The sequence below is a fragment of the Myxococcales bacterium genome (genome assembly GCA_022184915.1).
In the GTDB taxonomy this organism is placed as follows: domain Bacteria; phylum Myxococcota_A; class Polyangia; order Fen-1088; family Fen-1088; genus JAGTJU01.
This window is the reverse complement of sequence record JAGTJU010000001.1, coordinates 554,856-569,918: the sequence shown is the minus strand read 5'-3', so window position 1 is coordinate 569,918 and position 15,063 is coordinate 554,856. Positions and strand designations below refer to the sequence as shown.

10 protein-coding genes are annotated in these 15,063 nt (G+C 67.6%); 5 read left to right on the top strand and 5 right to left on the bottom strand.

Annotated features, from left to right (window positions below):
- The first annotated feature begins 158 nt into the window (after positions 1–158).
- Complete coding sequence (locus KA712_02455) at positions 159–4,025, top strand: malate synthase G (GenBank protein MCG5051798.1); 3,867 nt, start codon at positions 159–161, stop codon at positions 4,023–4,025.
- A gap of 89 nt (positions 4,026–4,114) precedes the next feature.
- On the opposite strand, the gene KA712_02450 is transcribed toward KA712_02455, so the two are convergent.
- Both KA712_02450 and KA712_02445 read right to left on the bottom strand, forming a co-directional pair.
- Positions 4,115–5,227, bottom strand: a complete 1,113-nt coding sequence (locus KA712_02450; GenBank protein MCG5051797.1) for a hypothetical protein — start codon at positions 5,225–5,227, stop codon at positions 4,115–4,117.
- Between the two features lie 4 nt (positions 5,228–5,231).
- Complete coding sequence (locus KA712_02445) at positions 5,232–8,144, bottom strand: PQQ-dependent sugar dehydrogenase (GenBank protein ID MCG5051796.1); 2,913 nt, start codon at positions 8,142–8,144, stop codon at positions 5,232–5,234.
- Between the two features lie 69 nt (positions 8,145–8,213).
- On the opposite strand from KA712_02445, the gene KA712_02440 reads away from it, so the two are divergent.
- Entirely contained in the window at positions 8,214–9,359 is a 1,146-nt protein-coding gene (locus KA712_02440) for a VCBS repeat-containing protein (GenBank protein MCG5051795.1), read from the top strand.
- 21 nt (positions 9,360–9,380) lie between these two features.
- Here the strand turns inward: KA712_02440 and KA712_02435 are convergent, their stop codons facing one another.
- Both KA712_02435 and pdxA read right to left on the bottom strand, forming a co-directional pair.
- Entirely contained in the window at positions 9,381–10,589 is a 1,209-nt protein-coding gene (locus KA712_02435; GenBank protein MCG5051794.1) for a hypothetical protein, read from the bottom strand.
- Positions 10,586–11,536, bottom strand: coding sequence for a 4-hydroxythreonine-4-phosphate dehydrogenase PdxA (pdxA, locus tag KA712_02430; GenBank protein MCG5051793.1), 951 nt, complete (start codon positions 11,534–11,536; stop codon positions 10,586–10,588). Before pdxA ends, KA712_02435 begins: the two co-directional genes overlap by 4 nt.
- A 208-nt stretch (positions 11,537–11,744) precedes the next feature.
- Between pdxA and KA712_02425 the strand changes: the two genes are divergently transcribed.
- From KA712_02425 to KA712_02415, 3 genes are all read left to right on the top strand, one after another.
- Positions 11,745–12,746: a hypothetical protein gene (locus KA712_02425; GenBank protein ID MCG5051792.1), complete on the top strand. Its 1,002-nt coding sequence runs from the start codon at positions 11,745–11,747 to the stop codon at positions 12,744–12,746.
- Positions 12,743–13,813 carry a 2-keto-3-deoxygluconate permease gene (locus KA712_02420; protein ID MCG5051791.1) on the top strand — a complete coding sequence of 357 codons (1,071 nt, stop codon included), beginning with the start codon at positions 12,743–12,745 and terminating at the stop codon, positions 13,811–13,813. The genes KA712_02425 and KA712_02420 overlap by 4 nt, the downstream gene beginning before the upstream one ends.
- Before the next feature lie 151 nt (positions 13,814–13,964).
- Positions 13,965–14,432 (top strand): glutathione peroxidase, encoded by a 468-nt coding sequence (locus KA712_02415; protein MCG5051790.1) that lies wholly within the window; start codon positions 13,965–13,967, stop codon positions 14,430–14,432.
- A gap of 27 nt (positions 14,433–14,459) precedes the next feature.
- Here KA712_02415 and ybaK read toward each other — a convergent pair whose 3' ends face one another.
- Positions 14,460–14,930, bottom strand: coding sequence for a Cys-tRNA(Pro) deacylase (ybaK, locus tag KA712_02410; GenBank protein MCG5051789.1), 471 nt, complete (start codon positions 14,928–14,930; stop codon positions 14,460–14,462).
- Positions 14,931–15,063 lie beyond the last annotated feature (133 nt).

The following is a 15,063-nucleotide window of genomic DNA, read 5'->3' as shown; positions in this document are numbered from 1 at the left end:
CGACGCGACATCATCTTCGACTCAGATTGAGCAAGAGACCGCGCGGCCGCGGCCCCAGACTCCCCGCGGACCTTCCCGCCCCGTGGGCCCGGCGTGGTGCCCTTTTGGCAGGTGGTCGTGGTATATCGCTGCGCTTGAGTTCGGGACTTCAAGCGCTGTTGGCCGCCCTGCCCCTTCTGTTGGGCGGCGTTTTGCTCATCGGGTTTCGCCTGTCCGCCAAGTGGAGCATGGCCACGACCTTTGCGATCGCGGCTGGCATCGCCCTGGGGCCCTGGCAGGTGGGCATGGCCCATGTGGCCGCGGCCTCCGTGAGCGGTTTGTTTGCGGCGTTCGACATTCTTTACATCGTGTTCGGCGCGCTCTTGTTGCTTCACACGCTGGAGCGTTCAGGGGGCGTCAATGCCATCCGCCGAGGGTTTCATGCGGTCAGCGAGGACCGCCGCGTGCAGGTGGTCATCGTGGCCTGGCTGTTCGGAAGCTTCATCGAGGGCGCCGCCGGCTTCGGCGCTCCCGCTGCGATCGCGTCCCCCTTGATGGTGGCGATGGGCTTTCCGCCGGCATGCGCGGTGATGCTGGGCATGATGATCCAGTCCACGGCCGTGACCTTCGGCGCGGTGGGCACTCCCGTTTTGCTTGGCGTGAGTGTTGGGTTCGGGGAGGCCTTCATGACCCGCAGCACCGCCGCGGGCGTCGACGTGCTGCGGGAGGTGGCCGCGCGGGCCGCTTCGGTCCATGCGATCGTGGGCGTGTTCATGCCCTCGTTGATGTGCATGATGATGACCCGCTTTTTTGGCGCCCGGCGGTCCTGGCGCGAGGGGCTGGGCATGCTTCCTTTCACCCTCCTGGGGGGCGTGGCCTTCACGTTGCCCTACGTGCTGGCCGCCTGGTTTTTGGGCCCCGAATTCCCGTCGCTGTTGGGGGGCCTCACCGGCCTTGCCACCATGACGTTCGTGGCCCGAAAAGGGTGGCTCCGTTCCCGAACGACGTGGGATTTTCCGCCGCGCACGGAGTGGCCGCCGAGCTGGGGAGGCCACCTGAACGCGAAGGCCGAGGCCAGCGCCGCAGCGGCCACCTCGTCGCTGCCAGCCTGGAAAGCCTGGATCCCCTACGTGCTGCTGGCGAGCCTTTTGGTTTTGACCCGCGTGGACCTGGGGTTGGGTGCAGCGCTCAAGCGGGTGGCCCTGGTGTGGCCTGGGATCTTCGGAACCAACATCGTTGCCAAGACGACCCCGCTTTACCTGCCCGGCACGATCCTGGTGCTCGTGGTGCTCATCACCAGCCGGCTTCACGCGATGCCGGGTCGTGCCCTCAAGCAGGCCTTCGTGGAGTCCTCGCGCGTGCTGCGCGGTGCAGGGGTGGTGCTGTGTGTTCACCGTTCCGATGGTGCGGATCCTGATCCACTCCGACGTCAACGGAGGGGGTTACGCCAGCATGCCCATCGCGCTGGCGAGCTGGGCCTCGCAAAATGTGGGCGCCGTGTGGCCGGGGGTCGCGGGCGTGGTGGGGGCGCTCGGGGCCTTCATCGCGGGCTCGAACACCGTGTCCAACATGATGCTCGTGCAGTTCCAGTACGGCGTGGCCCAAAACCTCGCGATCAGTGGTCTCATGGTGGTGGCGCTCCAGGCCGTGGGCGCGGCCGCGGGCAACATGATCGCGATTCACAACGTGGTGGCCGCCTCGGCCAGCGTGGGGCTTTTGGGGGAAGAGGGCACCACGCTTCGAAAGACACTGCTTCCCACGCTCTTTTACCTCACGATGGTGGGGATCTTGGGCATGGTGGCGGTTTATGGGTTGCACCTCGCCGACCCGCTCCAGCTACCGAAAGGATGAACATGCATCACGACTACATCGAGGTTGCGGGGTTGAAGGTTGCCCCCGCTTTGGCATCGCTGATTCGCGACGAGGTGGCACCAGGGACAGGTGTGACACCGGAGGCTTTTTGGCAGGCTTTGGCCGTCCTCGTTCGGGACTTCGCCCCGCAAAACAGGGCCTTGCTCGACAAGCGCAACGAGCTGCAGGCCAAGCTCGACGCCTGGCACGCCACGCACAGGGGCGAAGCCTTCAACCTGCCCACGTACGAGCGGTTTTTGAAGGAGATAGGCTACCTCGTCGAGCCAGGTCCGGCGTTTCAGATCGAAACGGCGAACGTGGACCTCGAGATCGCGCGCACGGCGGGGCCTCAGCTGGTGGTGCCCGTGGACAACGCGCGCTACGCGCTCAACGCGGCGAATGCCCGATGGGGCAGCCTCTACGATGCGCTTTACGGCACCAACGTGGTCGCCGACCCCGACAACCTGCGGGCGACCGCAGGCTTTAACGCCACCCGAGGCGCACAGGTGGTGGCCGAGGCCATGAGCCTGCTCGACGGGATCGCTCCCCTCGAGGGGGGATCGTGGGCCGAGGTGACCGAGCTCAGCGTGGGGGAGGGCGCATCCCCAAAGGCGCTGCGCTTGCGTTTGGTGGGCGGACAGGACACGGCGCTCGTGAACCCCAACCTGTTCGTGGGCTTCCGTCTCGAAGCCGGCCGGCCCAGCCATGTACTGCTTCGTCACAACGGCCTCCACGTGGAGATCGCGCTCGATGCCATACATCCGGTGGGCAAAATGCATCCCGCCGGCATCAAGGATGTCACGCTCGAAGCGGCGCTCACCACCATCGCTGACTGCGAAGATTCGGTGGCGGCCGTGGATGCCGAGGACAAGGTGCGCGTGTACCGCAACTGGACCGGCCTCATGCGAGGCACGCTGAAGGCGCGCTTCGACAAGGGCGGCAAGGTCGTCGAACGCGGGCTCGCTCCCGACCGCACGTATGTAGGCGTCGACGGAGCCGCGTTGACGCTGCCCGGGCGCTCCGTGCTGCTCGTGCGCAACGTGGGCATCCACATGTACACGGATGCCGTGCTGTCGTCCGAGGGTGAGCCGATCCCCGAAGGCCTGCTGGACGCGATGGTGACGACCTTGGCGGCACGCGCCGACCTTGGGGGTCTCTCGCCTCTTCGCAACAGCCGCACGGGCAGCGTCTACATCGTCAAGCCGAAGCTGCACGGCCCCGAAGAGGTGGCATTCACCGTGGCCGTATTCGCAGCGGTGGAGCGTGCCTTGGGTCTTGCGCCCAACACCATCAAGATGGGCATCATGGATGAAGAGCGGCGCACCACCACGAACCTGTGGGCGTGTTTGCGACATGCGCGCGAGCGTGTGATCTTCATCAACACGGGGTTTTTGGATCGCACGGGTGACGAAATTCACAGCGTGATGGAAGCCGGACCCGTGGTGCGCAAGGCGGACATGAAGAACGCCACGTGGATCCGGGCCTACGAAGACCACAACGTGGACGTGGGTTTGGCCGCGGGCCTCGCGGGGCGCGGGCAGATCGGCAAGGGCATGTGGGCCATGCCGGATGAGATGAGGGCGATGATGGACACGAAGGCCGCTCATCCGCGGGCCGGGGCCACCACCGCGTGGGTGCCCTCCCCCACCGCGGCCACGTTGCACGCGCTTCATTACCACCAGGTCGATGTGGCCGCCGTACAGGCCCAGCTGGCTTCGCGCGAGCGGGCGCCGCTGCTGTCCCTGCTCACGCCGCCCGTGCTGACCGAACGTCCAAACGCCGAGACGATCCAAGCGGAGCTCGAGAACAATGCCCAGGGCATCTTGGGATACGTGGTGCGCTGGATCGATCAGGGCGTGGGCTGCTCGAAGGTCCCGGACATGCACGACGTGGGACTGATGGAAGACCGCGCCACGCTGCGCATCTCGAGCCAACACATCGCCAACTGGCTGCACCATGGGTTGGTGACACGCGCACAGGTGGTAGCCACGTTCGAGAAGGTCGCTGCCCTCGTCGACCGACAAAACGCCAAGGATCCCGCTTATCAGCCGATGGTTCCGGTCGAGGGGAACATCGCGTTCGCCGCGGCGCTGGATCTGGTGTTCGAGGGACGCCAGGAGCCGAACGGCTACACGGAGCCGTGCCTGCACCGCCGCCGCCGCGAACGCAAGACCGCCTTGCGCACGGCCAGCTGAGCCAAAGCGCGTAAGGGCCTCTCGCCCGGGCCCGTCTCGAAGCGACGGGGGCTCGGGGGGAGGCCCGCGCCGCGTGCGCGACCCGGCGGCTACGGCACCGCCGGGACTGCGCCGAGGTCCAGGAGGAAGAGGCCGTGGCCCTCTCCGGCCTCGTCACCCGAGCGGCCCATTTGGAAGACCAAGGAACGGCCATCGTCGCTGACGATCGGCTGGGCTGCCTTGTATCCCGGGTAATCCGTAAAACGTGTGAGCTGCTGCTTGCGGCCGCTGCCGTCGAGCCACAAGCGATACACGTCCACGAGGGGCCAGGCGCTGCCGCGGCTCGGCGCCGATTCCACCGCGGTGGACAGGCCATCAGGGAAGATGCCTTCGGCCTCGTCGTAGTCGTTGGGGGCCTGGCTCTGGTTCGTGTACACGCCCGTTTTGAGATCGAGAAGATAAGTCTCGGTTCCTTGGAAGCCGTACACGGTGACGGTGAGGGCTTCATCGTGCGGCGGCACGAAGTTCTGGGTCTCGAGCGAATGGATGCGTAGGCCCATCTGCCGGCTGTCGAGCACCTTGCGCTTGTTCGTGAGCGCAAACGTTCCGGCATCCGCGGTGAGCTCGGCTACGAAGATCTCGGTTTCGGAGTCTTTGAGGTCATCGGGGCGCTGGCGCCAGGTCTCGGCCCAGGCGATCCGCATCCTGTAGCGCGACACGGCCGGACCTTCGCTGGCCAGCACCCCAAGCGGAGTGGGCGTCGCGCGCCGCGTGCGCGACAACACGGACAGCTCACAGCCGTTGCGGGCGCGCTCGCGATCGGCGCGGTCGCGTTCATCGAAGGGCGCACGCGGGCCCGAGAGCAAGATGTCGCCGCCCGGAAGATAAAGCGCGCGGGTGAAACCGTAGTGGCGAAAGTGCAGGGTCACCGGGATCAGGGACCCCGTCTCGAGGTCATACTCGTAGACGTCGCCGAAGACCTTGCTGAGGAACAAAATGCGCTTGCCATCGTGTGACCAATCGGGACGCTCGCCAAACTGGGTGAGCCGTTTGATGTGCGCGGGAAGGTGATCCGCCGGGCTTCCCGAAGGCGGGGATTCGGCCGGGGCAGACTTGGCCGCCCGTGGGGCCTCTTGCCGTACGGGCAGCGGCCTTGCGCTGGCGCAAGACGACGCCAGCCACACCACGGACGAAACGAAAGACACCAAGGCGGAGGTTTTCATGGGCTTACTTCTTCGCTTTCAAGTAGGTCAGCAGATCGGCGGCCTCTTGGGCCGTGAACATCTGCAAGAGGCCCTCGGGCATGAGGGAGCCTTCGAGCGGGGTACGCACCTCGACGTCGTCTTTGGCGATGCGCACCCGGTCGCCGGTGGGGACCTTCAGCACGATCGTGCGCGCGTCTTCCTCCACCACGAAGCCCGAAACGCCGTCGCCTGCTTTGGTGCCAATCGACACCGCCACGAACGCGGGGTCCACCTTCGCGTTGGGAGACAGAATGTGTAGGAGGAGTTCACGCGCTTCGTACCGTGCGCCGATGGTGGACAAGTCGGGGCCAAAGTCTCGGCCCTCGTCGCCCATTTTGTGACAGAGGGTGCATTGCCCCTTGCCCGACGAACCGAAGAGCTTCGCGCCGCGTACGGGATCACCCGCACGCGCCAGGATCCCGTCGAGTGCGGGGGCTTCGCCCAGCATCTCTTCGCGCCCGGCGTTGGGATCGAAGCGGCGAAAAAGATCGGCGATGACCACGTCGGGGGACGCCACGCCGGCTCCCCGGGCCGCTGCAGCGGCCTTGCCTTTCAGGACACCGCGCTCGAGGGCGTCGAGCAGCGCCAAGGCATCGGAGACGTTGGTGAGCGGTTCGCTTCGCCGCCGAGGTGAGGCATAACGCGCCACGATCTGCCGCTGGCGCGCGGCCGCGGCCCGCCGCTCCTTCTGGGTGCCAAGGGAGGTGATCCAGGTGCGAAGCAGCGCGAGGCCCTCGGGATCAACCTGCCGGGGGCCGACGAGGGGCATGTGCCCCCGCCCGGGAGTGGCGACCCGCGCGTAGAGCACCGAACGCCAAGGATCACCCGGCGCCACGATACGCGCCTCTTCGAGCCCCAAATCTCCTTGCATGGCAGACGCCCCCACGAGGCCTGTCCGCGCGAGCGGCGGCTCGAGGTTGACCTCGATGGCCACGGAGCCCCCCGCCTGGAAGCGGTGGCAGTGCGAGCAATTGACGTGCAACCAGGAGCGCGCGCGGGCTTCCAGGGTGGCCTTGTGGTTCTTGGGTGCAAAGACGGGGTACGTTGCGCCGGTCGTTACGAAGGCCGGGTCCACGAGGCCGAGGTCCGCGAGGCGCTGGCCTTCGCTGGGTGTGCCCGCGCGCGCCGCGCGCGCCAGCTGCCCGGGCTGAAACGACAGGAGCGTTCCGGCGTGTGGGTTGTGGCAGCGCAGGCACTCCGACCGTGCGGGAAAGCGCCAGGAGGCGGGCGACTCACCATCCGCAGCAGCCAGACGCACCACCTCACCCTCGCCGGGAACGAGGTCTGCATCGGTCTGAGCTTCGTTCCAGCGGTAGCTGTACCCACGCCAGGTCTCGCCATCGAAGTGTAGAAGCTGGGTCTCGATGTTGCGCGCAGGGGCTCCCGGGCGCCGTGACGGCAGCGCGAGGGTTTTGACGAAGACCGCACCCTTGGGACGCGAGGTTCCGAGCACGGTGCGGCCATCGTTGCGCGTCGTCAGCCGCGTGGTCAGGCGTCCCTCACCTGGCAACCCCACGAAGCGCCGCGAGATCGCGCCGTCGGCGAACGCGGGCAGATTGATCTGAAACTCGTACACCCCAGGGCTCGGGACCTGGGCCGCAACCTCTCTGAACACCCCCGTTTCGCTGAGGCGAGTGGGGAAGGCGGCGCTGCGCCCCGCGTGAGGATTCGGGGCAAGCCGGTAAAGGCCCGCTTGGTTGCCCCAGTCGAGGAAAAAGAGCTCACCCGCCCCACTTTCGCCGAACGAAACGATCTTCAGGTTGGTGCTGGCGATCTCCTGCGCCTTGGGCTGCGGCGGGTCGGTGGGCAGGGCCCAGATCTTGCCCGTGACGTAGTCACCGTAGACGTAACGTCCCGCAAGCGCCGGCAAGCGCTGCCCCCGGTAGACATAGCCTCCCGTGATCGACGCGGCTTCCGTATGCGGATGCGCGATCACCGGCGGCAGGATCGGTGTGGGACCCGGTTGGGCCTCCTTGCGCACCGACTGCGGGCCTTCCACGATGGGCCATCCGTAGTTGCCGCCCTTTTTGACGTCGTAGATCATCTCCCAGGCTTCCCAGCCCACATCCCCCACCCACAGGGACCCGTTGTGCGGGTGAAACGCCATCTTCCATGGGTTTCGCAACCCGTACGCGTAGATCTCGGGACGCGCCCCGGGGGTGTTCACGAAGGGATTGTCGGCGGGGATGGCGTAAGGACGCGTGGGGCCCGTGTGGTCCACGTCGATCCGCAAGACCGCGGCCGTAAGATCGGTGAGGTCCTGCCCCGTGTTCAGCGGGTCCGGGGGCGACGGAGCCTGCGCATCGCCCGTGGAGACGTAGAGGTACCCATCGGGGCCGAAGCGCAGGTTGCCTCCATTGTGAGAGCCGGCGGTGAAGGTGAAGAGCACCTGTTCGGACGCGGGCACCAGGCGCAGCGTGGGCTCCCCAGACACCTCGAAGCGCGACACACGCGTCGCTTCGGCGCCGTAGCGCTTTTGCGTGTAGCACAGGAAGACCTGCCGTTTGCGCGGAAACGCCGGATGAAAGGCCATGCCGTAGACGCTGTCGAACTTCGGCAAGAACGACTTGAGATCGGCGAAGGGTTGTCGATCGGGGGGCGCCGCCGGATCGTCGGCGATGGAATCGATCCGGCCGTAGCGCTCGAGCACGAAGAGCCGCGCAAGCCCCGGGGCCGTGACGATCTCGAGCGCCTCGTCGAAGGTGAGCGTGGGCCAGACACGTTCGGGTTTGTAGAGCGGCTCGGGATCCGGGGAGCCCTGCACCTGTGAGCTGACCCATGGCACGCGGGACGCCGGCGTCTCTGCGGCCCACGCCTTTGAAGGCGGCCCGCCCCCCAGGCTGCCGGTCGCCACGAGGATCGCGGCCCCAAGCAGGCGGCGGACTTTGCGTCCCACGCGCGGCCTGTCACTCTGAAATCCGTGAAGCATCATCGCCTATCGAGAGTATGGGCTTGCCTGGGTCTCATGCTCGCCGTGCCTGCCTGTCGCCACACGGTGCCTGCGCCGCCCGCACCGGCACGCGCGTCCGCAGCCCCCCGCACGCCGCCAGAGTGGCGAAGGCACGACGTGGCCACGGGCGTCGACTGTCGCAGCGCGGTGGCTCTCGATCTCGACGGAGACGGGCTGTTGGACGTGCTCGGGTCTGATCGCATCGGGCAACGTGTGGTCGTTTACCACGCGCCGTCGTGGACGCCCTATGACGTGGCCCACGACGTGGCGCCGATTTCGATGCAGACGTGGGACGTGGACGGCGATGGCCTGACGGATGTTGTAGGCGGCGACTTTCGACCCGGCCAGGTGTTTTGGCTGCAGCAGCCGCCGCAGCCCTTCGCAAGCCCCTGGAGCAAGCGGTTCATCGACAGGGCCGAAGCGGGGGGCAGTGATGGCGTTCACAGTGTGCTGGTGGCGAACGTTGATGAAGAGCCCACGCCCGAACTGGTGGTCACGAGCAACCTGCCCGAGGGGGCTCTGCCAAACTCCATCGTGGCTTACAAACGTCCCGCGGCGCTCGACGAGGCGAGCTGGCCCCGCGTCGTGCTGGCCGACCGGGACGCACCAGGGTTCGTTCACTACCTGGCCATGGCCGACGTGTTCGGCACGGGGCATGCGCAGCTTTTCACGGGCGCGAAGGTGGGCAACACGTTCATGGCCTGGCAATGGCCTGGCGTGGACGGCGTGCCCTGGACGCCCAAGCTCATCGCCGCCGCACAGCCGGGAGCCACGCATCTATATCCGGCCGACCTCGACGGCAACGGCAAGCTCGACCTCGTGGGGGCGCGGGGGCACGGCGAAGGCCTGGTGGGCTTTTTAGCGCCAACCTTCACGCCCTTCGCCATCGACACGACCTTGAAGTCGCCCCACGCGCTGGCGACGGGAGACGTGGATCGGGATGGAGACCTGGATCTGGCCAGCTGCGGAAGCGATTCGAACGAGCTCGCGTGGTTCGAGAACGACGGGCACGCGCGGTTCCGCAAACACACGATCTCCTTTGCTCAGCGATCGTACGAAGTGCAGCTCATCGACCGCGACGGAGACGGTGACCTCGACGTATTGGTCTCGGGAGAAAAAACGGGCAATCTGGCGTGGTACGAAAACGTCCAGGCCCCCTGACCCCCGAAACGCCGCCGGGCCCTAGGCCGCGGCGCGCTGGGTTTGGGCCAGGAGCTCCAGCAAAACGTTCTCGTCGCCGAAGCCACCGGGCTTGGTGAAAAACTCCAGAGTTCGTGAACCATAGCGCACGAGGGATCGACACACCCCGCGGGTCACCTCGCCCTGCGAGCCGAAGCTCTTGACGCCCAGGCTGTCGAGCAGGGCGCCCGCGGTGTCGCCTCCGCACGCAAACACCGCGTGAAGCGACCACCGGTCCACGAGCTCGTGGGCGGCGCGGGCCAGGGCGCGCGCCACCTGCGCAGGTGAGGCCTCGATGGCGGGGTGAGGGGCGAGCACCACGGGCACGTTCTCGGCGGGCAAGCTCACGAGCTCGCCCCCCGGCTCACGCGTGGGGTCGATCTGCCAAAGATGCCCTCCCCCGGACGCACACAAGCGTTCAATCTGGCGGCGGCTCTCGTCGGCCCGCGAGCCCACGACGAACAGGCGCGGCGGCTTGCTGGGCCGTGCGTGCGCGTCCTCGGTCGGATGGTCGACGCGCGCCAGGAGTTCGGCCAGAGCGCCCGCCAGCCCGGCCGCGCCGGCGATCACCCCGCGTGCGGCGTGAGCCAGCGCGAAGGCGGCCACCCCGGTGAGTTCCTCGGGCGTGCTGGCGTCGGCCACCCACACGGTGACCTCGCCCTCGAGGGGCACGGGAGGCTGAACGCCCGTGACCACGCGGGCGGCGGGCAGGCACTCCTGAAACTGCGCCGCCAGGGGCTTGGCGCTCGCGGGCGCGCTGTCATCACGGGCGTAGCGCGTTTGCGAGACGGGCTTTCCGTGTACCCACAGCGCGCCGTCCACGAAGAGACGCCCCTGGGCCGGATGGGCCGGCGTGACGACCACGAGGTCGCGCTTGAGCAACGCGAGCACGTCGGCGGTCTCGCGGGCGGGCTGCCCCCGCAAGGTGGAATCGATCTTCTTGAAGAGCACGTCCGCTTTGCGAATCGCGGGGTGACTCGTGGCCTCTTGAAGCCGCCCCCAGGCCTCGACCGAGTCGCAGGCGCGGCTGTCCGTGTCGAACGCCGCCACCGGCACCCGGACGGGTTCGCTGGGCCTCACGCCCAAGCGCAGGATGCGCGCCCGGTAGTGGCGCGCCATGAAGGCCGAGGCCGCGTCGATGGCCCCGGTCAGGTCGTCCGCCACGATGCCCACGCGATGGCCGCCGGAGCGGCCAGGGGCTGGCTCCGTCATCCGTGATAGCCTTCCAGGCGCCACGCGTACTCGATCGCCGCCACCATGTTTTCCGGCCGGGCGATGTTCTTCCAGGCGATGTCGAACGCGGTGCCGTGGTCGACGGACGTACGATCGATGGGCAGGCCCAAAGACACGTTGACCGTCCGGTCGAAGGCCAGGAGCTTCGTGGGGATGTGGCCCTGGTCGTGGTACATCGCGACCACCAGATCGAACTCGCCCTGCGCGGCCCTCAGGAAGACGGAATCGGGCGGCATGGGACCGCGCACCTCGATGCCCTTGGCTTTGGCCATCGCGATCGCGGGCTCGAGCTGCGAGGATTCCTGATCTCCGAACAAGCCGCCCTCACCCGCATGCGGGTTCAACCCGGCGACGGCGATCCGCGGGTTGGCGACGCCGAGCCGCTTGAAGTGCGCCACGCCGACTTCGATCGTGGCGAGCACCCGCTCGGGGCGCACGCGCCGAATCGCCTCTTCGAGCGACACGTGCGTGGAGACGTGAATGGTCGAGAGCTTGTCGCCCGCGAGCAACATGAAGGACGAAGGTGCCTTCGTAAGCGCTTGCAGCAAGCCGGTGTGGCCGTCGTACTTGTGACCGGCCTCGTGAAGAGCCGCCTTGTTCAGGGGGGCCGTGACGAGGGTCGACGCCAGGCCTGCCTGGGCGAGCTGCACGGCCTTTTCGATGTACCCGAAGGCCGCCGCGCCCCCGGCGGCGGAGACCAGCCCGGGCTTGACGGTCTCGATGCCCGCCGTGGCCGCGTTGACCACCTGCACGTCGCCCTGGCGGCCAGGCCCCTCGACGAAGCGCAGGCCCGCCTGGGTGACGACGTTGGCCCGCTCCATGGTGGCCCGGTCGCCGACCACGAGGAGCGTCTCCCTCTGCTCCGGCGAAAGCCGCGCGAGCGCCCCGCAGATCACCTCGGGGCCGACGCCGGCCGGGTCGCCCATGGTCAGAGCGAGGGGCGCGCGCAGCTGCGGTCGGGGGTCACCGGCCTGCCGACCTGGAGGAGTTCCGGGTTGGTTCGTGGATTCACGCGGGAGGTCGGACGTCGTCGGAGGTAGTGACACCCCGAGAGTTGACCGCAGGCCCCCGGTCGCGCACCTTGACGAATGTCAATTGATCGGCAGGGGGGACCCGGTTGGAGTCACCGGTCCAGTGTTCACGCCGACTGATTCGAGTGTTGCCCGGGCTTCCTTCGCCATTTTGTGCCCGGGGGCCCTGCTCCTGGCCCTGGTGACCGCAAGCGCTTGTACGACGGCGCCTGCCAAGCCCGCGGGCACCGCCGCGCCGGCGCGCCTGGCCGGCGTCGTGGACATGCACTGCCACACCGGGCCCGACGTGGTGCCCCGCGCCCTGGACGACACGGCCCTGGCCCGTGCGGCCGAGGCGGCCGGTCTTCGCGCCATCGTGCTCAAAAACCACGTATCGCCCACGGCAGCCCGGGCCGCCCTCGCCACGAAGAGCGTCGAGCGGCTCACGGTGATGGGTGGCATCGTCTTGAACCGCGCCGTCGGCGGGTTGAACGCCACCGCGGTGGACGCGATGGCGCGCATGGAGGGCAGGCACGGGCGAGTCGTGTGGCTGCCCACCTTCGATGCCGAAAACCAGGTGCGGCGTGAGGGCCGCGTGCCCACGGAAGCCGACAGCGTGGCCGTGGTCCGCGACGACCAAGTGGTGGCTGCGCTCGAGCCCATCTTGGAGCTGGTCCGTACGCACGGCCTGGTGCTGGCCACCGGGCACCTCTCGCCTCGTGAGGCCCTGGTGGTGGTCAAACACGCGAATGCCCGCGGCATCGACAAGCTGCTGGTGACGCACGCCCTGTCCTGGCCGGTCAACGCCACACCCGAAGACCTCGCGGCGCTGGCGGCGGCGGGCGCGTTCCTCGAGTTGGTCTTGCCGATCTCCCGGGGCGGCAAGGCACCTCCCCCCGACCTGGAGGGCGAGATGAACGGCATCGTGGCCGCCTTCGCCGCGCTTGGGGCAGGGCCGCTGGTGTTGTCTTCGGACCTGGGGCAGCAGGGTAACCCCTCTCATCCCGACGGCCTCGGAGCCCTGTTCGAACGGCTGCGGCAGCGGGGCATAAGCCAGGCCGACCTCGATCGCGCGGCGAAGGAAAACCCGGCGCGGCTCCTGGGCCTGGCGGGGGCAACGCCATGAAGCTCCTCGATCGTTTGGGCAAAATTCCAGGGGCCCTGATGTTGGTGCCCTTGCTGCTGGGCACGTTGCTCAACACGCTCGACCAGATGCATTTTGGCTTCGTGGGGGCCGCCCTGGAGGCCCTGGGCGTGCCGGCCGATGCAAATGGGCATCGTTCGTTTCTTCGCCTGGGCGGCTTCACCACGGCCCTCACCGGGCCTGGCGCCACCACGCTGATTGCGTTTTTCCTCGTCTGCGTCGCGGCGCAAATGGATTTCGCCGTGGGACGCCGGGCGCTCAAGAAGGGGCTCGCGATCACATCCACGAAGTGGGTGGTGGGGCTCGGCGTGGCCTACGCCGTGGCAGCGCTCGGCGATGGCTTTTCGGGCCCCCTCGGGCTCTCCATGGTGGCGGTGTTGGCGGCGATGACGAACGGGAACGGGGGCCTTTACCTCGCGCTCACGTCCCGCTTCGGCGACCGCTCCGACGTGGGGGCGATCAGCGTGATTTCGCTGAATGACGGCCCGTTCCTCACCTTGCTCGGCCTGGGCATCCTGGGCGAACGGTTTCCCTTCGCCGCGTTCCTGGCCGTGCTTTTGCCCTTGCTCGTGGGCTTCGCGCTCGGCCGCTGGGACGAACGCATCCGCAAGTTCCTGGCCCCTGGCGAGCGGCTCGCCATTCCCTTTTTTGCTTTTGCGCTGGGCACCACGCTCACCTTCACCGTGTTCACCAACTTGCAGGCCCTGGTGGGCGGGGTCGCGCTGGGTGTGCTCACGGTGCTGTGCACCGGATCGATGGCGGCTCTCACCCTGCGGCTCGTGGGCGAGCGCGTGCCCGTGGCGGCCTGGGCTGAGGCGAGCACGGCCGGAAACGCCGTGCAAACGCCCACGGCCGTGGCCCTCGCCGCCGCGGCCCTGGGCACGAACGCCGCGAGCGAGCGCCTCGCAGCCGCCGTGCCGCTCGCCACGGCGCAGATCTCCGTGGCGGTGCTGGTTTCGGCGCTGCTGTGCCCCTTGGCGGTGGCGATCGTGGCACGACGCCAGGCCACGCGTGCCACACCCAACCTCCCAACGCCCGCGGGCCCCTGAGCCCGTGCACATCCAGGGGCGCAAACGCCCTCCACGTCAAGCTGCAGACAATTTGCGCTCGCTCGCGCATCCTACGTACATGCTGAGCTTCGCTCTCACCACGATCTTGTTGGCCACATCGGCCTCTGCAAAAGCACCCAAGGAGAAGACCATGAGCTTTTTCGATCTGAAGGCCGATAGCATCGACGGCACCGCGCAGGAGCTGTCAGCCTACAAAGGCAAGGTGGTCCTGGTGGTCAACACCGCCTCGGAATGTGGCTTTACGCCGCAGTACGCAGGCCTCGAGTCGCTCTGGAAGGCCTACGAAAAAAAGGGGCTCGTGATCCTGGGCTTCCCCTCGAACGACTTCGGGGGACAGGAGCCCGGTAGCGCCGCGGAGATCAAGAAGTTCTGCAGCCTGAAGTTCGGCGTGACGTTCCCGCTCTTCGCCAAGGTGAAAACCAAAGGCCAAGGTCAATCCGCCGTCTACACGTTCCTGGCGGCCAAACACGGCGAGCCGCAGTGGAACTTTCACAAGTACCTCGTGGGCAAAGACGGTCAGGTGAAGCAGGCTTTCCCCTCGAAGGTAGCCCCCGAATCGGACGAGCTGCGAAGCGCGATCGACGCTGCCCTCCGCTAAGCCGCACAAACGCGCCCTTGGGCCTCGTCAAAACGAGGCGATCGGCCCGAGGGTGGCATTGACGGCGCGCACGTAGTCATCGGGTGCGAGCAGAATCTGGGTGCCTCGCACCCCTGCCGAGATGGAAACGCACGCGAAGAGCTGCATCGTTTCGTCGACGAAGACGGGGTAGTCTTTTTTGCACGCGAGCGCGGTGACCCCGCCCCGCACGTAGCCCGTGAGCGGCTGGACCTCCTTGAGCGGCACGGTGTCGATGCTGCGGTTTCCTGACAGCTTCGCCAGCCCCTTGAGGTCGAGACGGGCGCTGCCCGGCAAAACGGCAAGGCAGACGCCTTCCCGATCGCCCCGCGCCACCAGGGTCTTCCAGACCTGGTCGAGGGGCATGCCGATTTTTTGGGCCACGGTTTCGGCCGAAAGGTCCTCGGGGTCGACCTCGTAGGTGCGAAGCTCGAACGGAATGCCCAGGCGTTCCAAAATTCTAACGGCGTTCGTCTTCATGGCATGCGTGGGAAGCGTTGCGCGCCCGTGCTAGGCCTTGACGGAGGTGGCCTTGGATCCGCGCACCCGGCAGCTTACCAGCGCGAACGCGCCGCGCCTCGCCCGTGACACCGGCGCGCGGGTGGTGGCTCAC